At 67.7% G+C, this 22,999-nt stretch carries 21 protein-coding genes; 15 read left to right on the top strand and 6 right to left on the bottom strand.

Annotated elements, in window-relative coordinates; genetic code table 11:
• Positions 1–124: 124 nt before the first annotated feature.
• Positions 125–1,417, bottom strand: a complete 1,293-nt coding sequence (locus C563_RS0106435; protein ID WP_018761216.1) for a BNR-4 repeat-containing protein — start codon at positions 1,415–1,417, stop codon at positions 125–127.
• 265 nt (positions 1,418–1,682) lie between these two features.
• On the opposite strand from C563_RS0106435, the gene ribA reads away from it, so the two are divergent.
• From ribA to hrpB, 6 genes are all read left to right on the top strand, one after another.
• Complete coding sequence (gene ribA / locus C563_RS0106445) at positions 1,683–3,539, top strand: GTP cyclohydrolase II RibA (protein WP_018761218.1); 1,857 nt, start codon at positions 1,683–1,685, stop codon at positions 3,537–3,539.
• A 60-nt stretch (positions 3,540–3,599) separates the two neighbouring features.
• Positions 3,600–4,538 (top strand): 5'-3' exonuclease, encoded by a 939-nt coding sequence (locus tag C563_RS0106450; RefSeq protein ID WP_018761219.1) that lies wholly within the window; start codon positions 3,600–3,602, stop codon positions 4,536–4,538.
• A 210-nt stretch (positions 4,539–4,748) separates the two neighbouring features.
• The gene (locus C563_RS0106455; protein ID WP_026264431.1) at positions 4,749–5,264 is read left to right on the top strand and encodes a flavin reductase family protein; all 516 of its coding nucleotides are present in this window, start codon (positions 4,749–4,751) and stop codon (positions 5,262–5,264) included.
• Between the two features lie 130 nt (positions 5,265–5,394).
• Positions 5,395–5,697 carry a hypothetical protein gene (locus C563_RS0106460; RefSeq protein WP_018761221.1) on the top strand — a complete coding sequence of 101 codons (303 nt, stop codon included), beginning with the start codon at positions 5,395–5,397 and terminating at the stop codon, positions 5,695–5,697.
• Between the two features lie 28 nt (positions 5,698–5,725).
• Entirely contained in the window at positions 5,726–6,277 is a 552-nt protein-coding gene (locus C563_RS0106465) for a hypothetical protein (protein ID WP_155845119.1), read from the top strand.
• 43 nt (positions 6,278–6,320) lie between these two features.
• Positions 6,321–8,924 carry an ATP-dependent helicase HrpB gene (gene hrpB, locus C563_RS0106470; RefSeq protein WP_018761223.1) on the top strand — a complete coding sequence of 868 codons (2,604 nt, stop codon included), beginning with the start codon at positions 6,321–6,323 and terminating at the stop codon, positions 8,922–8,924.
• Between the two features lie 77 nt (positions 8,925–9,001).
• Here the strand turns inward: hrpB and C563_RS0106475 are convergent, their stop codons facing one another.
• Positions 9,002–9,679 (bottom strand): alpha/beta hydrolase family protein, encoded by a 678-nt coding sequence (locus C563_RS0106475; protein ID WP_018761224.1) that lies wholly within the window; start codon positions 9,677–9,679, stop codon positions 9,002–9,004.
• A 68-nt stretch (positions 9,680–9,747) separates the two neighbouring features.
• On the opposite strand from C563_RS0106475, the gene ligD reads away from it, so the two are divergent.
• A complete protein-coding gene (gene ligD / locus C563_RS0106480; RefSeq protein ID WP_026264433.1) occupies positions 9,748–10,785 on the top strand; it encodes a non-homologous end-joining DNA ligase in 1,038 nt (345 codons plus the stop codon).
• Positions 10,786–10,892: 107 nt separating this feature from the next.
• Here ligD and C563_RS0106485 read toward each other — a convergent pair whose 3' ends face one another.
• Positions 10,893–11,513, bottom strand: a complete 621-nt coding sequence (locus C563_RS0106485; RefSeq protein WP_018761226.1) for an L-threonylcarbamoyladenylate synthase — start codon at positions 11,511–11,513, stop codon at positions 10,893–10,895.
• A gap of 174 nt (positions 11,514–11,687) precedes the next feature.
• Here C563_RS0106485 and C563_RS0106490 point away from each other — a divergent pair, with 174 nt between their 5' ends.
• The 5 genes from C563_RS0106490 to C563_RS0106510 all read left to right on the top strand — a co-directional run bounded on the left by C563_RS0106490 (position 11,688) and on the right by C563_RS0106510 (position 15,295).
• Positions 11,688–12,119, top strand: coding sequence for a VOC family protein (locus C563_RS0106490; protein ID WP_018761227.1), 432 nt, complete (start codon positions 11,688–11,690; stop codon positions 12,117–12,119).
• A gap of 133 nt (positions 12,120–12,252) precedes the next feature.
• A complete protein-coding gene (locus C563_RS20955; protein ID WP_018761228.1) occupies positions 12,253–12,927 on the top strand; it encodes a hypothetical protein in 675 nt (224 codons plus the stop codon).
• 256 nt (positions 12,928–13,183) lie between these two features.
• Positions 13,184–14,449, top strand: a complete 1,266-nt coding sequence (locus C563_RS0106500) for an inorganic phosphate transporter (RefSeq protein WP_018761229.1) — start codon at positions 13,184–13,186, stop codon at positions 14,447–14,449.
• The gene (locus tag C563_RS0106505; RefSeq protein ID WP_018761230.1) at positions 14,446–14,667 is read left to right on the top strand and encodes a hypothetical protein; all 222 of its coding nucleotides are present in this window, start codon (positions 14,446–14,448) and stop codon (positions 14,665–14,667) included. Before C563_RS0106500 ends, C563_RS0106505 begins: the two co-directional genes overlap by 4 nt.
• A 61-nt stretch (positions 14,668–14,728) precedes the next feature.
• On the top strand, positions 14,729–15,295 hold the full coding sequence (locus C563_RS0106510) for a dihydrofolate reductase family protein (protein WP_018761231.1): 567 nt from the start codon (positions 14,729–14,731) through the stop codon (positions 15,293–15,295).
• Between the two features lies 1 nt (position 15,296).
• On the opposite strand, the gene C563_RS0106515 is transcribed toward C563_RS0106510, so the two are convergent.
• Positions 15,297–15,761, bottom strand: a complete 465-nt coding sequence (locus tag C563_RS0106515; RefSeq protein WP_018761232.1) for a hotdog fold thioesterase — start codon at positions 15,759–15,761, stop codon at positions 15,297–15,299.
• A gap of 217 nt (positions 15,762–15,978) precedes the next feature.
• Here C563_RS0106515 and polA point away from each other — a divergent pair, with 217 nt between their 5' ends.
• From polA to rpsA, 3 genes are all read left to right on the top strand, one after another.
• Positions 15,979–18,621 carry a DNA polymerase I gene (polA, locus tag C563_RS0106520; RefSeq protein WP_043423907.1) on the top strand — a complete coding sequence of 881 codons (2,643 nt, stop codon included), beginning with the start codon at positions 15,979–15,981 and terminating at the stop codon, positions 18,619–18,621.
• Positions 18,622–18,697: 76 nt separating this feature from the next.
• A complete protein-coding gene (locus C563_RS0106525; protein WP_018761234.1) occupies positions 18,698–19,996 on the top strand; it encodes a GNAT family N-acetyltransferase in 1,299 nt (432 codons plus the stop codon).
• A 232-nt stretch (positions 19,997–20,228) separates the two neighbouring features.
• Positions 20,229–21,704: a 30S ribosomal protein S1 gene (gene rpsA / locus C563_RS0106530; protein WP_018761235.1), complete on the top strand. Its 1,476-nt coding sequence runs from the start codon at positions 20,229–20,231 to the stop codon at positions 21,702–21,704.
• A gap of 120 nt (positions 21,705–21,824) precedes the next feature.
• Here the strand turns inward: rpsA and C563_RS0106535 are convergent, their stop codons facing one another.
• Together C563_RS0106535 and C563_RS0106540 are read right to left on the bottom strand one after the other, a co-directional pair.
• The gene (locus tag C563_RS0106535) at positions 21,825–22,325 is read right to left on the bottom strand and encodes a GNAT family N-acetyltransferase (protein WP_018761236.1); all 501 of its coding nucleotides are present in this window, start codon (positions 22,323–22,325) and stop codon (positions 21,825–21,827) included.
• Positions 22,309–22,998 (bottom strand): IMPACT family protein, encoded by a 690-nt coding sequence (locus tag C563_RS0106540; RefSeq protein WP_026264436.1) that lies wholly within the window; start codon positions 22,996–22,998, stop codon positions 22,309–22,311. Before C563_RS0106540 ends, C563_RS0106535 begins: the two co-directional genes overlap by 17 nt.
• Position 22,999 lies beyond the last annotated feature (1 nt).

Consider the following 22,999-nt stretch of genomic DNA (forward strand, 5'->3'; position numbering starts at 1 on the left):
GTCCTGGCCGTTCGCAGTCGGTAATAACGTTTCAACACTGGCGCACGGGGTGCGGCGGGGTCAACGGCCGGCGCCGGTTCGATCACACTCGGTCACCGGGCCCGGGTGGTCGGGGCGCCCGGCATCAATGCAGGACCACCACGTCTGTCGCATAGTCCTGGGACGAGGTCATGCTGCCGCGGAACCAGCAGACAGCGTGGGTGGAGGGATCCCCGGGCGGCACCATGGGCCGGAGATTATCCACTGCGGAGCCTTCTGTGACCGCTTCCCAGCCAAAGGTGGCACCGCCGTCCCGCGTCCTGCCCCGGTAGATCTCGTAGTGGCCGGTGGCCTGCCTGGTCCGCGGGTCGATGGGAGTGGAGATGTACACCTGGTTGAGGTCATGCGGGTCCACCGCGCCCAGGCCCGTATAGTCCTGCTCGTGCGGCAGCAGGGCCGGTCCGGCGGCCGCCAGCGGGTGCAGGTTCCACTGCCTCCCGTCGAACCGGGCGTACAGCAGCCGGTGATCATCGACGTCGAGCGGCTGCTCCCGCTGCAGCGGGCCGTTGACGTCGTTGGCGCGGCAGCTGACGATGGCGGCCAGGTCCTGCCCCTGGCGGCGCAGGTCCACGGTCCAGCCGTGGGTAAGGATGTCGCCGTCAATGTCCGTTCCCGCCGCGAACACTGTGGTCAGTGCAGCCTGGTTGATCCCCGGCGAGCCGATCAGCGGCTTGCTGACCACCTGGCCCCGGGCGTCGTGCAGGGCGTCGTCGCGGATGTAGCCGTGGTAGATGCTGTTGTTGAAGTCCCGCGGGTGGTGGTCGGTGGTGATGAGGTCAATGCGGTCCGTCCCGTTTCCGCAGTATCGGGTGTAGCCGTTGACGTAGCCGATCTTGGGGCGGGTGAAGAGTTTTCCGCCGAATCGCCATGTGGTGCCGTCATCTCCTGACACCAGAAGGCTGGGGTCGTCGTTGATGGCACGGACAAAGTTGTACACCCGGGACTCGGCAGCGAGCCGGTGCAGGTTCGAGTAGGTCGCGCCGCGGCCGCCGGCCAGCTCCGTCCAGTCGAAGTGTTCCTCCGGGCCCCATTCGGAGGCGTCATGTGGCCGGGTGGAGATCCGCCAGCGGGAGTAGTTGTCCGTTTTGTGTTTGGCATACATCGCCAGGTAGCGGCCATCGGGCCTGATCAGGAGCGCCGGGGCGTTGTGGTCGTCCGGCTCCAGCCTTGTGTGGACAACGTGGACCTGGCTGTCACCGGTAGCAAGGTCAAGTACGGCAACCTCGATGTTTCCGCCCCGCCTGTCGCCCCCGGCGCCCCCGGGGGCTGCCACGGAGCCCACCAGCAGCGTGTTGTTGGCCGGGTCCACCAGGGCGCGCTCGTCCTGGAACCAGCACCATGCGCCGTTGTCATTGATGGTGGTCTGCATGCCGGGCATCGGAATCCTGCTCTCGTTGTGGGGTGGGTTCCACCCGTGGGTGCGCCGCCTGGCGTCGGCCACGGAGCCGTCATGGGCTGTGTGGTTGGACCATATGGAAGTATCGGCGCGCCCGGATGCGGTGGTCAAGGGTGTGGCCAAAACCGGTCGGATTCGAACGTTCAGGCAGCCCCGACTTATCCGGACACAATGCTTGAAGCTTGAACTAATGCGGGATACCCTTACTTTAATCTTCAACCATTTATGATGATCGCCGAGGCCCGCAATGACAGCAATTGCCCATTCCGCACCGCATTCGTCCGCCCTGCCCGCGGCCACCGTCCGCAGCCAGGTCAGCGTCCCGCTCCGGTTCGTCGACGGCTACGCCACCACCGCCGTCGTCATGACGTTCCATGGCTTGGTGGACGGCCGCGAACACCTGCTGCTGGCCCTGGGTAACTGGGAGCAGGCCCTCCTCGGCGGCGCAACGGCGCCCCTGGTCCGGCTGCACAGCGAATGCATGACAGGGGACGTCTTTGGCAGCGAGCGCTGCGACTGCGGACCGCAGCTCCGGGAAGCCGTGGAACGCATTGCTGCCGCCGGAGGCTTCCTGCTCTACCTCCGCCAGGAAGGCCGCGGCATTGGCCTTTACCCCAAACTCGACGCGTACGCCCTGCAGGACCAGGGCCTTGACACCTATGACGCCAACCTTGCCCTCGGCCATAGCGAGGATGAACGCGACTATACGGCGGCAGCCCAGATGCTCCATGCCCTGGGCGCCACGTCGGTGAGGCTGTTGAGCAACAATCCCGACAAAGCTTCGCAGCTGGCCGCACTCGGCATCGCCACCGCCGAAAAGATCCCCACCGGTGTCCACCTCTCCGAGGCCAACTCCCGCTACCTCGCCGCCAAGCGGGACCGGACCGGACATACGCTGGAGCTCGGCCAGGCCGCCGTCGTCCGCGCCGCCCCGGAAGGCTCGGGCCGCGCCCCCGGTCACGCGGACATGCTGGGCCGCGTGGAAGCCCTGATCCCCGCCCTGCGCGCCAGGGCGGAGGAGGCCGAGCAGCTGCGCCGGCTCCCGGAGGGGACGATGCGGGACCTGGGGGCCGCCGGCATCTTCCGTCTCCTGGCGCCCGCGGGTGTCGGCGGGTATGGCCTGGGCGCACAGACGTACGGGGAAGCCATCAGGGGCCTCGCACGGGGTTGCGCCTCCACGGCCTGGACCGCCGGGCACCTGGCGGAGCACGCCTGGATGCTGGCACGCTGGCCCCGGAAGGTGCAGGACGACGTTTTTTCCGGCGGCGTGATGCCGCTCGCCGCCGCAACCAGTGCCCCGGTTGGTTCGGCGCGGAAGGTGCCGGGCGGATATGCGGTTTCGGGCCACTGGAGCTTCGCCTCGGGCATCATGCACTCGCAATGGGCCCTGTTGGCGGTGCAGCACGACGGCATCCGGTTGCAGGCGCTGGTTCCGCTCACCGACCTGGAACTGGTGGACGCGTGGCATACGGACGGGCTCAGGGGAACCGGCAGCAACGACCTCCGCGCGGACTCGCTCTTCGTTCCGGCGGACCGGGTCATGGACTGGGCCGTGCTCAGCGGCCCCGACAATCCCGGCGCAGAGCTCCACTCCGAACCACTGATCTCTGCGCCGATGTCCACCTTGCTCAACCTGGTGGCCCCGGCGGCGGCACTTGGCTCCGCAGAGTATGCCCTGGAGCTGTTCCGGGACCAGCTGCTGCGCCGGAACGAAAAGAACGGCACCATCACCCGGCAGGCAGACTATGTCCCGGCGCAAACCCGCTACGCCAAGGCGTCCGGGCTGGTGGCCACCGCCCAACTGCACTGGCAGGCGGCACTGTCCCTGCTGCCGGGGGACGGGCCGGCGGCCAGTGGGCCTGCCGCGCGGGAGCGGGCCTCGTTCCGGCTGTCGCTGGCCCTAAGCGCGGAAGCCGCCCAGAAGGCGGTCCGGCTAGCCGTCGCCGGATCGGGCGCCAGTGCCCACCGCCTGTCCCATCCGCTGCAGCGGATCCAGCGCGACGTCGGCGTGCTCCTGAGCCACCCCACCCTGGGCCTCGACCCCATCCTGGAGCAGGCGGGCCGCGGCCTGCTGGGCATGGAATTCACCATGCCGTCCTTCTAGGCAGCGCGGCGTCGGTTGCCCGGTGCAGCCGCAGGCGGGAAATCCGTGTCAGGATCAGGTATGCCCCAGCGCCTGATGCTGCTTGACACTGCTTCCCTGTACTTTCGTGCCTTCTACGGCCTTCCGGACAGCATCCGGCGGCCGGACGGTACGCCGGTAAACGCTGTCCGCGGCCTGCTGGACATGATCGCGCGGCTCACCACCGACTACCAAGCCACCCATCTGGTGGCGTGCTGGGACAACGACTGGCGGCCCCAGTGGCGGGTTAGCCTGATCCCCACGTACAAGGCACACCGGGTGGCGAAGGCGGTACCGGGCGGGACCGACATCGAGGTGGTCCCCGAGGGCCTTGAGGCCCAATTGCCCATGATCCGCCGGACCCTTGAGCTCGCCGGCATTGCCATCGTGGGGGCCGCAGACCATGAGGCCGACGACGTCGTGGGCACCTATGCCAGCCACGCCGCCTTCCCGGTGGACGTAGTCACAGGAGATCGGGACTTGTTCCAGGTTTGCGACGACGAACGCGGCGTCCGGGTGATCTACACCGCGCGCGGCATGAAGAACCTCGAGGTGGTCACGGAGGAAACCGTGGTGGCCAAATACAAGGTCCTGCCGCAGCAGTATGCCGATTACGCCACCCTGCGCGGGGACGCCTCAGACGGACTGCCGGGCGTTGCCGGGATCGGTGAGAAGACGGCGTCGTCACTGCTCCTGAAGTACGGCACCCTGGAACGATTGCTGGCAGCAGCCGATGAGCCCGGCGGCGGGGTATCCGGCCCGGTCCGGGCCAGGCTGGACGCCGCCGCCGAATACCTGGAAGCCGCCCCCGCCGTCGTGCGCCTGGTCCGCAACCTGGAGCTGCCCACCCTGGACGAGGCGGGGGCCCGGCTCCGGCCCGTGACCGGCAGTCGGCGCGCCGGGCTTGAGCAGGCGGCCGGGGACTGGAACCTCGGAGGCTCGGTCCGCCGGCTGCTCGCCGCACTGGACCAGCAAGCCTGACGGACGACGCCGGTGCTGCCAGCCGGGTCCGGGATGACTGTTTATTGCGTAAAACCGGGACATGCTGGACGTCCCGGAGCCAGGTTTGGATGACGCCGGGTGTACGGCCGTGACGTTTCGTTGCGGCGGGCGTCGGCTCATTTCAGGCGGTTTGAACGTGCAATCCGCTGATGGTTTGGTGAGGTAACGATCCAAACGAGAGGCCACATTATGACCGCCACATCAGATCTCGCTCCACGCCGGCTTCGGGATATCTTTGGAACTTTTGCCAGCGGATTGACGGTAATCACAAGCTCCACGCCACAAGGGCCGGCAGGCTTTACGTGCCAGTCGTTCGCGTCCCTGTCCCTGGACCCGGCGCTCGTCACGTTCAGCCCGGCGCGTACGTCCACCACCTGGCCTGTGCTCCGCAGTGCGGGCACCTTCGCCATCAACATCCTCCCGGCTGAACACCAGCACCTCGCAGGTCAGTTCGCCCGCTCCGGGGCGGACAAGTTCGCCGGAGTCAGCCACACGTCGTCGCCCTTGGGCAATCCCGTCCTGGATGACGCCCTGGCTTGGCTCGACTGCGAACTGCACGCGGAATACGACGGCGGTGACCACACCATCGTGGTGGCCGCGGTACGGCACCTGGATGCCCGGGTGGACGCTGAGCCGCTGTTGTTTTTCAAGGGACGCTATGCAGGGATCTCGCCGGTCGAACGCCTGCTCGAAGCTGCAGGCTGACCGGGGCCGGTTTGTCGGCCGGCCCACCGTCCCGGCGTCAACCCCCGGCTCTTGAATCAGCCCCGCCAAGTAGTAAGCTTGCTGAGCAATACCAGTAAGCGTGCTGACTAAATGGGATGGAGCAGGAGCCATGGGCGTTATCTCAGGAACGGCCCTGTCAGTGATGTTGACCGCCGGCGGCGTGGCGATGGCAGCCGAAGGGGGCCCGGGAGCCGGGCAACATTACGTTGCCGGACACGTGCTCCTCGGGATGGGGATCGGCTTGTTCCTCACCACCTGGATCCGCACCGCGGTCCGCCACTTCCTGGCGCGGTCGACTTTCGGCTCGCGGAGGACGCCGGCAGCCCAGGAGCACGCGGACCCCGCCACCGTTACCGCCCTGCCCCAGCGCGCACCCTCCGTCGTCCCGCTCCGTGGCCGGCATGCGGCCTGAAGCCGGACGCGACACGGACAATGACCGCGTGACAGAGCCCGGCAGCCGGCGGCGCCGCGGAACGCGTGCCCTGATCCTCGTGTGCGTTGCCGTCGCGGCCATACTGGTTGCCGGCGCTGCGGGCATCGGTCCCGGGCGCACCGACCAGGGCGTGCTGCGGGGCTTCCAGGTCCGGGTGCTGGGCATCAGCCAGGCGGCGGCCGAAAACAGGATGGACGGCGCTTTGTCAGCCCTTGAGGCACTGGAGAAAGACCTCGGCGAGGCGGCGGCGGACGGGCGGCTTTCACCCGAGCGGTACAACGGCATCCACAGCGCACTGGCCTCCGTCCGGGCCGACATCGCAGCAAAGGTCGCGGCAGTTGCGCCCCCCGAGGCACCACAGGCTGCTCCGGCCGGCGGCGAGCTGTCCGCAGCACCGGGTGAGGCTGGAAGCGTTCCGGCCGAACCGGCCGAACCGGCCGAACCGGCCGTGGCGGCCGTGGCGCCTGAACCGGCGCCCGCCGCCGATCCGCCGGGCGCGGGGCGTTCGAATGCGGCGAAGGAAGCCAAGGGCAAGGCCAAAGGCCAAGGCAAGCCCTGACCGGGCGCCAAAGAACTCGTCCCGGTCAGGGGAGAATAGATGGATGATTCCTGCTGCAGGCCAAGCCGACGACGGCTTTGACCTCCGTGCCATTGGCGCCGGCCTTGCCTTCGCAGCCTCCGTTCCCCGGCTGCGGCAGGCACTGGAAACCGGCCCCGGGGCCGCCGCCGTGGTGCAGGCCCCGCCGGGAACCGGAAAGACCACCCTCGTCCCGCCCCTGCTGGCCAACCTTGTGGGCACCTCGGGCCGCGTCGTCGTCACCCAGCCGCGGCGCGTCGCAGCCCGCGCAGCAGCCCGGCGGCTCTCGGAACTTGTTGGCAGCCCGGCTGCCGGGCGGGTGGGCTACACGGTCCGCGGCGAACGCCGGGCAGGCCCGGACACCCGGATTGAGTTCGTCACCCCCGGCATCCTCCTGCGCCGGCTCCTGGCGGACCCGGGCCTGGACGGGACGTCCGCCGTCGTCCTGGACGAGGTGCACGAACGCGGCCTCGAAACCGACCTCCTGGTCGGGATGCTCGCCGAGGTCCGCGAGCTGCGCGGTGACCTTGCCGTCGTCGCCATGTCAGCGACCCTCGACGCACCCAGGTTTGCTGCGCTGCTGGGCACATCCGGCCGCCCGGTCCCCGTGGTGGACTGCCCGGCGGTGCATTACCCGCTCGAGGTGCAGTGGCTCCCGGCACAAAGCCCGCGCCTTGACGCCGGGGGAGTGACGCGCGCTTTCCTTGACGAAGTGGCCGCCACGGCTGCGGAGGCCCACGCTGCGGCAGACAGCTCCGTGGACGCCCTGGTCTTCGTTCCGGGAGCCCGGGAGGTCTCGCACGTGGCCGCGGCCCTGCGCGGCAGGCTGGGCAGCAGCGTGGATGTCCTGGAACTGCACGGCCGGATTGGTGCGGCCGAACAGGACAGGGCCGTGTCCGGCCGGCACCCCGGGGACGGCCCACGGATCGTCGTCTCCACGGACCTTGCCGAGTCGTCCCTGACCGTGCCCGGCGTGCGGTTGGTCATCGATTCCGGCCTGGCCCGGGAGCCCAGGCGCGATGCGGGCCGCGGAATGAGCGGGCTTGTCACCGTTTCCTGTTCCCGGGCATCCGCTGAGCAACGCGCAGGACGCGCGGCCCGGCAAGGCCCGGGCACCGTGGTCCGCTGTTACAGCCAGCAGGCCTACGGTGCCGCGCCGGCGCACGTCACGCCGGAGATCAACGTGGCGGACCTGACCAGCGCGGCGTTGACCCTGGCCTGCTGGGGCTCGCCCGGCGGGAAGGGCTTGCCCCTGCCGGACGCGCCGCCCCGCCAGGCCATGGCTGACGCCGTCGAGGTCCTGCGGGAGCTCGGCGCCGTAACCGACGACGGCCACGTGACGGCCGAAGGCCGGCTGCTCGCGGCCGTACCCGCCGACCCCCGGCTCGCCCGGGCGTTGCTTGAAGGTGCCGCATCCGCCGGGACCCGGCTGGCCGCTGAGGTGGTGGCTGCGCTCTCCGGGGACCACCGCACGCCCGGGGCGGACCTGCCCCGGCTCCTGGCCCAGCTGCGGGCAGATCCCGGGCCTGCCGGCCGGCGTTGGGCCGAGGAAGCCAAACGCCTGGCGTCCCTGGCCCGCCGGCAGCCGGACCGCCATGCCCCGGTTCCCGCGGCGTTGCCCCCTGGCCGGGGCGAAGCTGTGGGCGCCGTCGTCGCCCTCGCCTATCCCGACCGCGTGGCACGCCGCGTCCCCGGCAGCGAGGGGTCGGGGCAGTACTTGTTCACGTCGGGCACCCGGGCGGGCCTCCCCGGCGGCAGTACCCTCTCAGGCCACGAATGGCTGGCCGTGGCCGACGTTTCGCGGGCCGGTGGCCGGGACGCGGCCGGAACCGGTGCCGTGATCCGCGCCGCGGCACCCTTGTCCGCCACCATGGCCGAAACTGCGGCCGCGCACCTGCTGGCTGAAACCGTGGACACGCGCTTCAGCGGAGGGCGGCTGACGGCCCGCAGGACCAAGCGGCTGGGGGCGGTCGTACTTGCCTCGACACCGGTGCGTCCCACGGCCGCCCAAGGCAGGGCCGCGGTGGCAGCCGCTTTCCAGGCGGGCGGGCTGGCAGCCCTTTCCTGGCCGACGGCGGCGGCCTCCTTCCGGAGCCGGCTCGCTTTCCTGCACCGCCAGGCAGGGGAGCCGTGGCCCGATGTCTCGGATACGGCCCTGCTGGCCCGGCTGGAAGAGTGGCTGGGAACCGGGTTGGAAGCCCTCGCCGCGGGGGCGCCGCTGGATTCCCTCGACCTGGCCGGGGCGCTGCGCGGGCTGCTCCCGTGGCCCGAGGCCGCCAGGCTCGACGAGCTCGCTCCGGAATGGCTTGAAGTGCCCAGCGGTTCGCGGGTCCGGATCGAGTACCCGGAGCCTGGCGACGACGGCGCGGCGCCCGTGGTGGCGGTGAAACTCCAGGAATGCTTCGGGCTGGCTGAATCACCCCGGCTTGCCGGCGGACGGGTTCCGGTGCTCTTCCACCTGCTGTCCCCGGCACGCCGCCCCCTGGCCGTCACGGACGACCTGACCTCTTTCTGGTCCGGCCCATATGCCCAGGTGCGTACCGAAATGCGCGGCCGCTACCCCAAGCACCCCTGGCCGGAGGATCCGTGGTCAGCCCCGGCGAGCGCACGCGCCAAGCCACGCACATAGGGCCGTTAGGGGGCGGCGGGCAGCACCCGCGGCCTGCCCGTGAGGTATCAGATGAACGGGCGACGCTGCCAGGCGCCCTAAGCGTGCGCGGCGATGAACCGGGCCACTGGAAGCGCCAGCGACGCACCCACCTCGTCGGTGGGGCGCTTGTTTCCCGCCACGGCAAAGGAGTGGTCACCGCCCTCCACCCACTCCAGGACCGCATTGGAGCCGATCCGGGCCACGACGTCCGTCAAAATGTGGGGGGTGGCAAACGTGTCGCGCGTTCCCTGCAGGAACAGCATCGGCACCGTGATCCCGTACAGGTGCCCGTCCCGGAGTTTCTCCGGTTTGCCGGGGGCATGCAGCGGGTAGCCCAGGTACACCAGGCCCTGGGCGGCCATGCCGTCGGCAACGGCCATGGATGCCATCCTGCCGCCGAATGACTTGCCCGCCGCCCAGACGGGGCCGCTGTCGCCGTTGGCCTTCGCCTGGGCGCGGGCTGTGTCCATAGCGGCCCGCCAGGCGGCGATGGCAGCCGGAGGGCGGTCGGGGAACTTCCGCCCTGCCTCCCGGTACGGAAAATTGAAGCGCAGGGTGGCCAGGCCCAGGCCGTTAAGGGCGTCCGTGAATCCGCGCAGGAACGGGTGGTCCATCCCGGCTCCTGCGCCGTGCGCCACCACCACTGTTGCGGTGGGTTGGTGCGGGCGCGCGTAGATGGCCGAAAACGTGGCGTCACCTGCAGCGATGACGAGCTGATGGTCGGGGTGGGGCATGGATCCATCATGCCCGAGGGCGGCCGCATATGCCGGTGTCTGCCGGCGGCCGGGTGTACGTTGTCCCCATGGCGAGCGAACAGACCACCATCACCGTCCAAGGTCCCAACGGCGAGCGCGAAATGCGCATCTCCAGCCCCAGCCGCGTCCTCTGGCCGGACTTGGGCCTGACCAAGTTGGACCTCGCCAGGTATATCTGCGACGTGGGGGAGGCCTTCATTGCCGCCAACGGGGACCGGCCCGTGTCCCTCCAGCGGTACTCGGACAACATCGAAGGCGAGATGTTCTTCTCAAAGAACCCGCCAAAGGGCACGCCGGACTTCGTCAGGTCCGTCAAGGTGGTGTACCCCAGCGCCAGGTCCCATCCCCAACTGGTCCTTGACGAACCGGCAGCTGCCGTCTGGGCCGTCCAGATGAACACCGTGGTCTTCCACCCCTGGCCGTCCCGGGCGGAAAACACCGACAATCCGGACCAACTCCGCATCGACCTCGACCCGCAGCCCGGGACAGATTTCGGCGACGCCGTCCCCGCTGCCCTGGTGCTCAAGGACGTCCTTGCGGAGGCAGGGCTCACCGGCTTCGTCAAGACCTCCGGAAACCGCGGCCTGCACGTCTACGCTCCCATCGAGCCAAACCGCGAGTTCCTTGATGTCCGGCACGCCGTCATCGCCGCCGCCCGGGAGGTGGAGCGCCGGATCCCGGACAAGGTGACCACGGCCTGGTGGAAGGAAGAACGCGGCCGCCGGGTGTTCCTCGACTACAACCAGGCCAACCGGGACCGTACCATCGCCGGCGCCTACAGCCCGCGGGCCCTCCCGCACGCCCCCGTGTCCTGCCCCCTCACCTGGGCGGAACTGGAAAAAGCGGATCCAAAGAACTTCACCATCCTGACGGTGCCGGAACGCTTGAAGACGGTGGGAGATCCCTGGGCTGACTTCAGCGCCAAGCCCGGCACCATCGACACGCTCCTGGAATGGTGGGACCGGGACTGCAAGGACGGACTCGGGGAGATGCCCTTCCCGCCGGACTACCCCAAGATGCCGGGCGAACCGCCCAGGGTGCAGCCCAGCCGGGCAAGAAAGCCGGCCGACGCCAACAACGACTGACCCGGGCCCGACACGACGGGCACGTTGGCCCTGTGGCGGCGCCGTCGTCGTCGGACAGTACGACGGCGGCGCCGCCACAGGGCCACGCCACCGCAGGTGCGGCGAGGCTATTCGAAGCGGGACGGGTCGCCCATGCCGCGCCGGACCACCTCGGCCACCCCGCTGGAGAAGTCGACCACAGTGGTGGGCTCGGCGCCGCAGTCTCCGGCGTCGATCACCGCATCCACCTGGTGGTCCAGCCGCTCCTTGATTTCCCAGCCGACGGTCAGCGGTTCGTCCTCATCCGGCAGCAGGAGCGTGCTCGAGAGCAGGGGCTCACCAAGTTCGGCGAGCAATGCCTGAACCACCCGGTTGTCCGGAATGCGCACCCCCACCGTTTTCTTCTTCGGGTGGAGCAGCCGCTTCGGAACCTCCTTGGTGGCAGGAAGGATGAACGTGTAGCTGCCCGGAGTGACGGCCTTGATGCTGCGGAAGACATCGTTCCCAATGTTCACGAACTGGCCCAGCTGGGCGAAATCCCGGCACACGAGGGTGAAATGGTGCTTGTCATCCAGGTGGCGGATGCTTCGGATCCGGTCCAAGGCATCCTTGTTGCCCATCTGGGCTCCCAAGGCATAGCAGGAGTCCGTGGGGTAGGCGATCAGTCCGCCGTCGCGAATCATTTTGACTGCCTGCGCAATGGCGCGCGGCTGGGGGTCGTGCGGATGAACATCAAAGAATCTGGCCATCACCCGAGCCTACGTTCCCTGGGCCGCACCGCACCATCACCCGGGGCACGTTGAGGCTGCCCTTTCGATCGCTCAAACACGGGATGAACAGGGGAGGCATCCCCTACCGGGCCGGCGCCGGATCGGGCAGGATGGTTTCTGCACCCGTTCCGGCCATGTTAAGGAGACCCCGCTATGCCCACCATCCTCAACCCCTACCTGAGCTTCCGGGACAACGCCCGGGAGGCAATGAACTTCTACCAGTCTGTCTTTGGCGGCGAACTGACACTGAGCACGTTCGCCGACTTCCAGGCCAGCGACGATCCTGCCGAAGCCGAGAAGATCATGCACGGCATGCTCACCACCACCCAAGGCCTGGTGCTCATGGGTGCCGACACCCCGAACAGTATGGAATACCACCCGGGTTCATCGATCTCGGTGTCCCTGAGCGGGGACGACGAAGGGGAGCTCCGGGGCTACTTCGAGAAGCTCAGCGGTGAGGGCGGTGCGGTCACGGTCCCCATGGAAAAAGCGCCGTGGGGCGACGTTTTCGGCATGTGCGTGGACCGTTTCGGAGTGTCCTGGCTGGTCAACGTCAACGGCGCGCAAGCCACGCAGGCTCCCTGACCGCAACCTGCCCGGGCCTACGTGGCGGGGACGGCCGGCCACTGCAGTTCCTGCCGCGACCCGGACGAATCCACCCTGCCCACTCCTTGAGGCGGGCCCGCCGTGCTGCGAGGATGGAGGGGTGAGTCCCCTCATGGAATTTCTTTCCGACAAATGGTGGCTGGTTTTCCCGCTGATGGCTTTCGCCGGCCGCTGGGCCGGCGGCTGGCGGCGTGCCGCCGAACGGCGCCACCGGCGCCGGGTTGAACTGTACAACCTGAAGAACCAGGCACGTGAAGTCGAGAGCGCCTCCCTGGCAGAGGTGCAGGCGCTGATGGATGCCCATGACACCACCAACAAACGGTGGCTCGAGTACGAACTCGATGTCGGCAAGCTCATCGACTTTCCGCTGATGACCGACGTCCGTGAGCCGCTCACGGTCGCCTTCCTGCGAGCCAAACGGGAAGCAGACGGCAAGCGGCCGGCATCTGCCGCGGACCTGACTTCCGTGACTGGACTTGAGTCGTACCGGCAGGCAGTCAACAACTTTGCGGTGGCGCTCGACGTCGCGGAACGAGAAGCAAAGCGGATCAGGGACAGCAGGTTCAGCGGTCCCGAGCGCGAACGGCTTGCCACGGCACGGAAACTTCTGATGATCGCGGAAAACCAGGCCGCCACGCCCGCTGAACGCCAGGCCGCTTACAAACGGGCCCGCCGCGAACTGGACGGCCTGATTGTCCTGCCCGATGTAACCGTCGCCGCGATCGAAGAGAAGATCGCGCCGGAACTGGATGCGCCGCCCCGTTCCGCGCAGTTCCACCAGGGCTGAAGCCGCGCGACAGGAGACAGCCCCGGTCCCCGCCGCGATGGCGTGGAAACGAGGCGGACCAACGCCGGCGGACACCCGTTGGCGGCGCCCGCCACTGTTTTGTCCTCATGCCGGGGACGCGTACGATCGATAAGGTTTCCCGCCGGTCCCGGCCCCCACCGCAAGTCATTCCACGCAAACAGCTGGTGAACTATGCTGTGCAAGGCAGCCTGGTAGGAGAAACTGCTGAACGTCGACTCTGCAGATTGGGCAACAGGTGGATATCACCTTCATGGTGGCGCTGGTCATCGCACTGGCACTATTTTTCGACTTCACGAACGGGTTCCACGACACCGCGAACGCCATGGCCACACCCATCGCAACGGGCGCCATCAAGCCGCGGACAGCGGTGGCCCTGGCGGCCGTCCTGAACCTTGTGGGCGCTTTCCTGTCCACCGAAGTGGCCAAGACGGTGTCGGGTGGAATCATCCGCGAAGGATCCGGTGGCGTGCAGATTACCCCGGAGATTATCTTCGCCGGCCTGATGGGGGCCGTCCTGTGGAACATGGTCACCTGGCTCAAGGGGCTGCCATCCAGCTCATCGCACGCACTCTTCGGCGGCCTGATTGGTGCCGCCGTTGTCGGTGCAGGGTTCAGTTCCGTCAACTTCGAGAGCCTGCTCCAGAAGGTCATCCTTCCCGCTGTCTTCGCCCCGGTTATCGCCGGGCTCGCGGCCTACGTCTGCACCCGGCTTGCTTATGCGCTCACCGCCCGCCACGATCCCGAGACCGGCAGCAAGCTCACCCAGAAGCGCGGCGGTTTCCGCACCGGCCAGATTTTCACCTCCAGCCTGGTAGCCCTCGCCCACGGCACCAATGATGCCCAGAAAACCATGGGCATCATCACCCTGGTGTTGATCGCCGCGGGCAGCCAGGCTCCCGGTTCGGGCCCGCAACTCTGGGTGATCACAGCTTGCGCCCTGGCCATTGCGATCGGTACCTACGCCGGCGGCTGGCGCATTATCCGCACCATGGGCTCCGGCCTGACGGAGGTCAAGCCCGCGCAGGGCTTCGCGGCCGAGACCAGCACCGCCTCCGCGATCCTCGCCTCCTCCCATCTTGGCTTCGCCCTCTCCACCACCCAGGTGGCGTCCGGCTCGGTCATCGGCTCCGGAATGGGACGCCGCGGTACCACCGTCCGCTGGAACATGGTGGGCAAGATCGCACTCGGCTGGCTCTTCACCTTGCCGGCAGCGGGAATTGTCGGTGCCCTGACTGCCCTGCTGGTCAAGACCGGCGCGGTGGGCGTGCTGATTGCTGCCGTGGCCGGCAGCGGCGCGGTGCTGTTCATGTTCTTCTACTCGCGCAAGTCTTCCGTGGGCCACCAAAATGCGGTCGAGGTCGAGGAGGCCGGCCAGGCGGTCCGCTTCGCCAAGAAAAAGGCCATGGCCCGCGCCCGGGCCAAAGCGAAGGAACAGGCCAAGGAACAGGCCAAGGCTGACAATGGCGCTGCCGCCAACACCCCGAAGGAGAATCAGCGATGAAGTGGTTGGAACTCCTGACCGTCGCGGGCACCACGCTCATTTCCGCCGCACTGGTGGTTACGCTCTACTCGCTCGGCGTCAGGTTTACGGCAATCGCCGCCGACGCCCAGCAACCCTCCCCGGGGATCAAGCGCTCGGTGGCCTACCTGTGCTTCTCCCTGTGTGGCGTGGCCGTGCTCTTCGGGCTGTACCTGATCATCCCCTACTTCACCAAGTAGCGGGTTCCTCCGGCTGGACCCGACCATGGGCAGCACGGCCGGGGTTGGCTAGGCTGGGCCCATGCCGCGCATCCAGTACTTCGTAGCCGCCTCCCTGGACGGATTCATCGCCACCTCAACGGACGACCTCGGCTGGCTCCTGCAGTTCGACGGATTCGAGGGCGGGGCGGAAAGCTACGACGCGTTCATGGCCGGGGTGGGGTGCATCGTCATGGGCGGGGAGACGTACGCCTGGCTGCAGGAGCACGACGCCGGCACCTGGCCCTACGCGGGCACTCCGACGTACGTCTTCACGCACCATGAGTACGCGGTCGCCGAAGGGGCCGACGTCACCTTCGTCCGCGGCGACGTAGCCGAATTCATAACTGACTTCCGGAAATCCGCGCAAGGCCGGAACATCTGGGTGGTGGGCGGCGGCAACCTGGCCGCCCAGTTTGCCGACGCCGGGCTGCTGGATGAGATCATCCTCTCCCTGATTCCCGTGGTGCTGGGGGAGGGAAAGCGGCTGCTGCCGCTGAAGGGGCCGACGGCCCCGCTCGAACTGGCCGCCTCCCGCACCCTCGGCAGGGGGATCGTTGAATTGCGCTACCTGCTGGCCGCGCAAACAACACCGCCCGGCGCTGCCTGATTCAGCCGGCGTTGTCCCGGAGCATGTTCGTGATCCGGGCAGATGACAGCCGCCGCCCCCGGGCGTCGGTCATGACCACCTCATGGGTGGTGAGCGTCCGGCCCAAATGGATCGCGGTGCACGTACCCGTAACCAGCCCCTGCGCAATCGAACGGTGATGGGTGGCGTTGACCTCGATGCCGACGGCGTGCCTTCCCGGACCCGCGTGCATTCCGGCGGCGAACGAACCGAGGGTTTCCGCCAGCACCACGTGGGCGCCGCCGTGGAGGATTCCCGCGACCTGCGTGTTGCCCTCCACCGGCATGGTGGCGACTGTCCGTTCCGGGCTCATCTCCAGGAAATGGATCCCCATTTTGACCACCAGTGCGCCGACGCCAAACGCGCCCAGCCAGCCGTGCATATGGTCGGGGATTCCGGCCGCTGCCAGCTCTTCGGCGAAGGGGCCCGGCGTGAAATTGTCTGTCATGGCAACTAGGCTGGCACCTGTGAGTGAAACAACCAAACCGGCCCCTTTCCCGTCCCAAGTCCTGGAGGAAGAGCCCTCGGCGCAGCCTGCTTCCACCCTCCAGGACCCGGGAGCCAGTGACGCTTCCCCTGCTGCCGGCGGGTCGGTTTCCGCTACCGTTGCCCCCGTTGTCCCCATCACCGGCCAGCCGCGCCTCCTGGTGCTTGACGGGCACTCCATGGCTTTCCGGGCGTTCTTCGCCCTTCCGGCGGACAAGTTCTCCACCGCCAACGGCCAGCACACCAACGCCATCCACGGGTTTACGTCCATGCTGATCAACCTGATCAAGGAACAGCAGCCCACGCACATCGCCGTCGCTTTCGACGTCTCGGACGAATCCACGCACCGCAAGGCCGAGTACAGCGAGTACAAGGGCGGCCGCAACGAGACGCCCCGCGAGATGAGCGGGCAGATCGACCTCATCGGGCAGGTGATGGAAGCCTGGGGGATCAAGACCATCAAGATGCCCGGTTACGAGGCCGACGACATCCTCGCGACCCTTGCCGCCATGGGCGAAAAGGCCGGCTTCGAGGTCCTCCTCGTTTCCGGCGACCGGGACGCCTTCCAGCTGATCACGGACAACGTCTTCGTCCTCTATCCCAAGAAGGGCGTCAGCGACATTCCCCGGATGGACGCCGCGGCCATCGAGGCCAAGTACTTCGTGAGCCCGTCCCGGTACTCCGACCTCGCCGCCCTGGTGGGCGAGACGGCGGATAACCTGCCCGGCGTGCCCGGTGTCGGGCCCAAGACGGCAGCCAAGTGGATCAACCTCTACGGCGGCCTCGAAGGGGTGCTGGAAAACATCGACTCCATCGGCGGCAAGGTAGGTGACGCCCTGCGCGGGAATGTGGACGCCGTCAAGCGCAACCGCAGGCTGAACCAGCTCCACACCGACCTCGACCTGCCGGTCACGCTCGACGACCTCTACCAGCCGCGGCCCGACCAGGCCGTCCTTGAGGACCTTTTCGACCAGCTCGAATTCAAGGCCATCCGCGGCCGCCTCTTCGCCCTCTACGGCGACGCCGACACCCCGGCAGCGGAACGGGACAGTATCGACACCCCGGAGTACAGCACTCCCGCGGATGCCTCTGAACTTGCCGCCTTCCTGGCTGCGGGAGCGGGCCACCGCTCGGCCCTCGCCGTCGACCTCGTGCCCGGACGGATCGGCGAGGACGCCGCGGCGCTGGCGATCGTCCGTGGTGACGCCGCCGTCTACATCGACCTCGCCGGCCAGGACGCGGAGACAGAGAATGTCCTGGCCGGGTGGCTCCGGGACCCGGAGGCGGCCAAGGTGATACACGGCTTCAAAGCCGCGCTGAAGGCACTCTCCGCCCGTGGCCTCAAGCTGGAGGGCGTGGTGGACGACACCTCCATTTCCGGCTACCTGATCGAGCCGGACCGGCGCACCTACGAGCTCGCCGAACTGGCCCAGCACCACCTCAACGTGGGAATCCCCGCTGCCACGGCCAAGGCCGGGCAATTGGAGCTGTCGTTCGACGGCGAGGACACCGCCGCCGCCGATGCCCTGGTCCAGGCCGGCGCCGTCGTCCTCGCCCTCAGCCGCTTCTTCGAGGATGAACTCAAGGAGCGCAAGGCCGAAGACCTGCTGTCCACCCTTGAGCTGCCGGTGGGCCGCGTCCTCGCGGACATGGAACTCGCCGGCATCGCGATCGACATGGACAAAATGGACGAACAGCTCGCCGATTTGGCGCGGGTGATCGACCAGGCCCAGGAACAGGCGTTTGCCGCCATCGGGCACGAGGTCAACCTGGGCTCGCCCAAGCAACTCCAGACGGTACTGTTCGACGAACTGCAGCTGCCCAAAACCAAGAAGATCAAGTCCGGTTACACCACGGACGCGGCATCGCTGAAGAACCTCCTGGAAAAAACCGGGCACGAGTTCCTGGTCCAGCTCATGGCCCACCGCGAGGCCGCCAAGCTGCGCCAAATGCTCGAGTCGCTGAAGAAATCGGTGGCAGAGGACGGCCGCATCCACACCACCTACGCCCAGAACGTCGCGGCAACCGGCCGCATCTCCTCGAACAACCCCAACCTGCAGAACATCCCCATCCGCAGCGAGGAAGGCCGCCGCGTGCGCGGCATCTTCGTGGTCAGCGACGGCTACGAATGCCTGCTGTCCGCGGACTACTCGCAGATCGAAATGCGCATCATGGCGCACCTGTCCGGCGACGAAGGGCTGATCCAGGCTTACAAAGACGGCGAGGACCTGCACCGGTTCGTCGGCTCGAACATCTTCCACGTCCCCACGGACCAGGTCACCAGCGCCATGCGGTCCAAGGTGAAGGCCATGTCCTATGGACTGGCCTACGGCCTGACCTCCTTCGGCCTGTCCAAGCAGCTGGAGATCTCCGTCGACGAGGCCCGGACCCTCATGAAGGACTACTTCGACCGCTTCGGCGCCGTCCGCGACTACCTGCGGGGCGTGGTGGACCAGGCCCGGGTGGATGGTTACACGGCCACCATCGAAGGCCGCCGCCGCTACCTCCCCGATCTCACCAGCACGGATCGCCAGCTGCGCGAAAACGCCGAACGCATTGCCCTGAACAGCCCCATCCAAGGCTCCGCTGCGGACATCATCAAGCGCGCCATGCTGGGTGTGCATGACGAGCTCAGGGCCCAGGGGCTGAAGTCCAGGATGCTGCTCCAAGTCCATGACGAACTCGTCCTCGAGGTGGCGGCGGGGGAGCGGGCCGCCGTGGAAAAGCTGGTCACCGAGCAGATGGCAGCCGCCGCCGACCTCAGCGTGCCCCTGGAAGTGCAGATCGGCGTCGGCCCCAGCTGGTACGACGCCGGCCACTAGGCTTCCTGCCGGTCCAGCAGACGGCCGGCGTGTTTGTGCTGGTCAAGCGCCGGATTCATTGGCTAGGCTCGGGTAAATGGGTGATCTGAGCGGAAACTATGAAATCCGGCGCTTTCCCGCCGTGTCCAAAGGCAACGAAGGGTACGCGGAGGCCGAAACCTGGGCCAAGGCCGTCGGGTTCGGTTTCCACGACTCCACCCGCACCCCCGAGCACCGGGAGCGGTCCCTTGCCACCTATGAGGTCGACGGCCGGATCTTCACCGGGGTTTACCAGACCGGTCCCGTGGCCCCCTCCTCGCTGCCTGCCGAGGTACCCGTTGCCACCTTCGGGACCTTCCGCAAAACCCTGAACATTGGCTTCGGCCGCATGCTGGAAACGCAGATGGTTACGGCCGTGACCGTCCGTACATCGCACCGCCGGCGCGGCCTCCTGCGCCGCATGATGACCGAAGACCTCCAGGCCGCCAAGGACGACGGCATCGCCATGGCAGCGCTGACGGCCTCGGAGGGCAGTATCTACGGCAGGTTCGGCTACGGCGTGGCAAGCCTTGAGCGCACCGTGAAAGTGGACACCACGGCCCGGTTTGCCCTGCGGCACACGGCCACGGGCGCCGTGGAAGTGGCGGACCCCAAAACCCTGTTGGACGTGGCCCCCGCCGTGTTCGAACGCGTCCACCGGCACACGCCAGGGTCCCTCGGCCGGCAGGAATGGTACCGGCACCTGGCCTCCGGGTCGCTGGGACGCGACGGCAAGGAAGATCCCGCCATCAAGGTGGCGCTGCACTACGGCCCGGACGCAACCATCGACGGCTATGTCTCCTACAAGTTCCTTGGCTGGGACACCACCCCCTACACGGTGGAAGTGGTGGACCTTGTCGCCGCCACCGACCATGCCTACCTCGAACTCTGGCAGTACCTGGCCGCGATCGACCTCGTGGAGCGGGTCACCTGGAACGAGGCGCCCGTGGATGATCCCCTTGCCTGGGCCCTGGCTGACCCGCGCTGCATCGACGCCTCGGACAGCCGCGACATGCTCTGGCTCAGGATCCTCGACGTTCCACAAGCCCTCGCTGCGCGCCACTACCCGGCCGATGGCCGGCTGGTCCTCAAAGTCGATGATCCGCTCGGCCTCACGCCGGGAATTTTTGCGCTGACCGTGGAGGGCGGCCAGGCCGGCGTCGAACGCCTGCCCGAAGGCACCGCCGCCGACCTCGAACTGGGCGTCTCCGCGCTGTCCTCGATCTTCCTCGGTGCTGTGTGCCCGGTGACCCTGAAGGCTGCCGGCGCCATCGGCGAGCCACGGCCGGGCGCCGCCCTCGAGGCCCGGCAGATGTTTGCGGTAGAACGGGCGACCCACTGCCTGACCCACTTCTGAGTCCCCGTCCCCGGTCCCGGCCGCTTTGACCCGCGTTGCCGGCACCGACTAGAATAAACGGGCGTGTACCACGTGCACGTCCTTACGGTCCCAGGCCGCATTGAAAGTAATCCACAGAATCAGGATGACCCGGAGGATCCGTCGGATTCACCGTGAATCGCGCCTGCGTTCCATAACGCGGGCGCGCCGGTTTGCCTGACCGACTAACTATCCACAACGGAGCCCCTACTACATGACCATCACCTCCACCGAGAAGCCCGGTACCCCCGTAGTCGCAATTAACGACATCGGTACCGCTGAGGACTTCCTCGCAGCAGTCGACGCCACCATCAAGTACTTCAACGACGGAGACCTCGTCGAAGGTACCGTCGTCAAGGTCGACCGCGATGAAGTCCTGCTCGACATCGGTTACAAGACCGAAGGTGTCATCCCCTCCCGCGAGCTGTCCATCAAGCACGACGTTGATCCCGGAGACGTCGTCTCCGTCGGCGATCAGGTCGAAGCCCTGGTGCTCACCAAGGAAGACAAAGAAGGCCGCCTGATCCTCTCCAAGAAGCGCGCTCAGTACGAGCGTGCCTGGGGCGACATCGAGAAGGTCAAGGAAGAAGACGGCGTCGTCACCGGTACCGTCATCGAGGTCGTCAAGGGTGGTCTTATCCTCGACATCGGCCTGCGCGGCTTCCTGCCCGCATCCCTGGTCGAAATGCGCCGCGTGCGCGACCTGGCTCCGTACATCGGTCAGCAGATCGAAGCCAAGATCATCGAGCTGGACAAGAACCGCAACAACGTTGTGCTGTCCCGCCGTGCATGGCTCGAGCAGACCCAGTCCGAGGTCCGCTCCACCTTCCTCAACAAGCTCGAAAAGGGCCAGGTCCGTCCCGGCGTCGTGTCCTCCATCGTCAACTTCGGTGCCTTCGTGGACCTGGGCGGCGTCGACGGCCTGGTTCACGTTTCCGAGCTGTCCTGGAAGCACATCGACCACCCGTCCGAGGTTGTCGAGGTTGGCCAGGAAGTCACCGTCGAGGTCCTCGAGGTGGACCTGGACCGCGAGCGTGTCTCCCTGTCGCTCAAGGCTACGCAGGAAGATCCGTGGCAGACCTTCGCCCGTACCCACGCCCTGGGCCAGGTTGTCCCGGGTAAGGTCACCAAGCTGGTTCCGTTCGGTGCGTTCGTCCGCGTCGAAGACGGCATCGAAGGCCTGGTCCACATCTCCGAGCTCGCCGTGCGCCACGTTGAGCTGGCCGAGCAGGTTGTCTCCGTTGGCGACGAACTGTTCGTCAAGGTCATCGACATCGACCTCGAGCGCCGCCGCATCTCGCTGTCCCTCAAGCAGGCCAATGAGGGCGTCGACGCCGACAGCACCGAATTCGATCCCGCCCTGTACGGCATGGCCGCAGAGTACGACGAAGAGGGCAACTACAAGTACCCCGAGGGCTTCGACCCCGAGTCCAACGAATGGCTCGAGGGCTACGAGAACCAGCGCGCCGCCTGGGAACAGCAGTACGCTGACGCCCAGACCCGCTGGGAAGCACACAAGAAGCAGGTTGCCCAGCACGCTGCCGACGACGCTGCAGCTGCAACGTCCGGTGACAGCGATTCCGGCGCTACCAGCTACTCCTCCGAGCCTGCTGCCACCGACACCGGTGCCGGCACCCTGGCCTCGGACGAGGCACTTGCTGCTCTCCGCGAGAAGCTGACCGGCAACTAGTTGCCACCGGTGCCGGGTTCATCCCGGCACCAACGCGAACAGGCCCCCTGCCTCTGGCAGGGGGCCTGTTCTCGTTGCTGCGGGTCCCGGGCGCTGCTGCGGCGACAGCGCCTCCCGCCCTCACAGGTGGACGACGGCGTGGACCGTTCCATCGTCGTCGGGCGTCAGAACGGCGCCGGCCGCCTCGAGGAGCCGCTGGGCTTTGAGGTTACCGGCCAAAGTGCGGGCAGTGACGCGGTGCAGGCCCGCCATGCGGGCCTCCTCAAGGACCAGCCCCAGGGCGGCGCGGGCGACCCCGCGGGAGCGAAAGCTCCGTCCCAGCCAGATGCCGGTTTCGGCCGAAAGCACATCGGTGTGGGCTTCCCGTTTGAGCCGGACGGAACCGGCTATGTCACCGCCACTGAACACGGCCCAGGATTTCTCCGCCGCGGGGCCGTCAAGGCCGGCGGCTGCCGCGTGGTGGTAGCTGAAGAACCAGGCGGTGCGCTCAAGGTTCCAGCCGGGGCCGCCGAGCGGGGGAGCCACTTCGTCAGGGGAGGCATCACGTTTGGCCAGTTCGAGCAGCTGGTCCGCGACAGCCCGGTCCACATCCACGATGGTGACCTCAGGCAAGGCGTTCATCAACCCACTCCGTTCCTTCGGGAGTCAGCGCAGCGGAGCCTGCGGTGAGCTGCTGGATCCGTTCAGTTGCTGCCGCAATGGCATCGGCATGGTCGGGTACGGCGATGCGCAGGACCGTGAGGCGGTCCTGGTAGGACGTTTCCGCCATTACCAGGCCGGCGGCGCGCAGGTCGTTCTCCAGCCGGCCGGCCCCGGCGTGCGGCACCGCCGTCCAGCAGATCCGCAGCCTGCTGCGCCGGATCAGGGGTGCCTGTTCCAGTGCCGCGGAGACAGATTCCGAGTAGGCGCGGACCAGGCCGCCCGCGCCCAGCAGCACTCCGCCGAAATAGCGCACGACGACGGCACTGACGTCGCTGAGGTCGGCCACCCCGGGTGCCGTTTCCCTTTTCACCAGCGCTTCGAGCATGGGGATCCCTGCGGTGCCCGCGGGCTCGCCGTCGTCGCTGGAGCGCTGGATGCTGCGGTCCGGGCCGATGACGAACGCGGAGCAGTGGTGCCGGGCATCGTGGAACTCGCGGCGAAGCCCGGCAGCCAGTTCCCGGGCGTCCTCCTCCGTTCCGGCCCTGCGGAGGACGGTGATGAACCTGGACCGCTTGATCTCCAGCTCGTGCCGGACGTCATGGCCGGCCGCCAACGTGGTGTAAGTAGTGGTCCTGCTGTCTTGCGCTTGCACC

The organism is Arthrobacter sp. 135MFCol5.1 (genome assembly GCF_000374865.1).
Lineage (GTDB): Bacteria > Actinomycetota > Actinomycetes > Actinomycetales > Micrococcaceae > Arthrobacter.

What these genes read in the sequence shown, in the direction of transcription:
- polA (WP_043423907.1), top strand. Translation starts at nt 15,979, where the DNA reads ATGGCTTTCCGGGCGTTCTTCGCCCTTCCGGCGGACAAGTTCTCCACC.
- C563_RS0106455 (WP_026264431.1), top strand. Translation starts at nt 4,749, where the DNA reads ATGACCGCCACATCAGATCTCGCTCCACGCCGGCTTCGGGATATCTTT.
- C563_RS0106505 (WP_018761230.1), top strand. Translation starts at nt 14,446, where the DNA reads ATGAAGTGGTTGGAACTCCTGACCGTCGCGGGCACCACGCTCATTTCC.
- ribA (WP_018761218.1), top strand. Translation starts at nt 1,683, where the DNA reads ATGACAGCAATTGCCCATTCCGCACCGCATTCGTCCGCCCTGCCCGCG.
- C563_RS0106510 (WP_018761231.1), top strand. Translation starts at nt 14,729, where the DNA reads ATGCCGCGCATCCAGTACTTCGTAGCCGCCTCCCTGGACGGATTCATC.
- C563_RS20955 (WP_018761228.1), top strand. Translation starts at nt 12,253, where the DNA reads ATGGAATTTCTTTCCGACAAATGGTGGCTGGTTTTCCCGCTGATGGCT.
- C563_RS0106525 (WP_018761234.1), top strand. Translation starts at nt 18,698, where the DNA reads ATGGGTGATCTGAGCGGAAACTATGAAATCCGGCGCTTTCCCGCCGTG.
- hrpB (WP_018761223.1), top strand. Translation starts at nt 6,321, where the DNA reads ATGATTCCTGCTGCAGGCCAAGCCGACGACGGCTTTGACCTCCGTGCC.
- C563_RS0106450 (WP_018761219.1), top strand. Translation starts at nt 3,600, where the DNA reads ATGCCCCAGCGCCTGATGCTGCTTGACACTGCTTCCCTGTACTTTCGT.
- C563_RS0106435 (WP_018761216.1), bottom strand. Translation starts at nt 1,417, where the DNA reads ATGCCCGGCATGCAGACCACCATCAATGACAACGGCGCATGGTGCTGG.
- rpsA (WP_018761235.1), top strand. Translation starts at nt 20,229, where the DNA reads ATGACCATCACCTCCACCGAGAAGCCCGGTACCCCCGTAGTCGCAATT.
- C563_RS0106460 (WP_018761221.1), top strand. Translation starts at nt 5,395, where the DNA reads ATGGGCGTTATCTCAGGAACGGCCCTGTCAGTGATGTTGACCGCCGGC.
- C563_RS0106485 (WP_018761226.1), bottom strand. Translation starts at nt 11,513, where the DNA reads ATGGCCAGATTCTTTGATGTTCATCCGCACGACCCCCAGCCGCGCGCC.
- C563_RS0106515 (WP_018761232.1), bottom strand. Translation starts at nt 15,761, where the DNA reads ATGACAGACAATTTCACGCCGGGCCCCTTCGCCGAAGAGCTGGCAGCG.
- C563_RS0106490 (WP_018761227.1), top strand. Translation starts at nt 11,688, where the DNA reads ATGCCCACCATCCTCAACCCCTACCTGAGCTTCCGGGACAACGCCCGG.
- C563_RS0106535 (WP_018761236.1), bottom strand. Translation starts at nt 22,325, where the DNA reads ATGAACGCCTTGCCTGAGGTCACCATCGTGGATGTGGACCGGGCTGTC.
- ligD (WP_026264433.1), top strand. Translation starts at nt 9,748, where the DNA reads ATGGCGAGCGAACAGACCACCATCACCGTCCAAGGTCCCAACGGCGAG.
- C563_RS0106475 (WP_018761224.1), bottom strand. Translation starts at nt 9,679, where the DNA reads ATGCCCCACCCCGACCATCAGCTCGTCATCGCTGCAGGTGACGCCACG.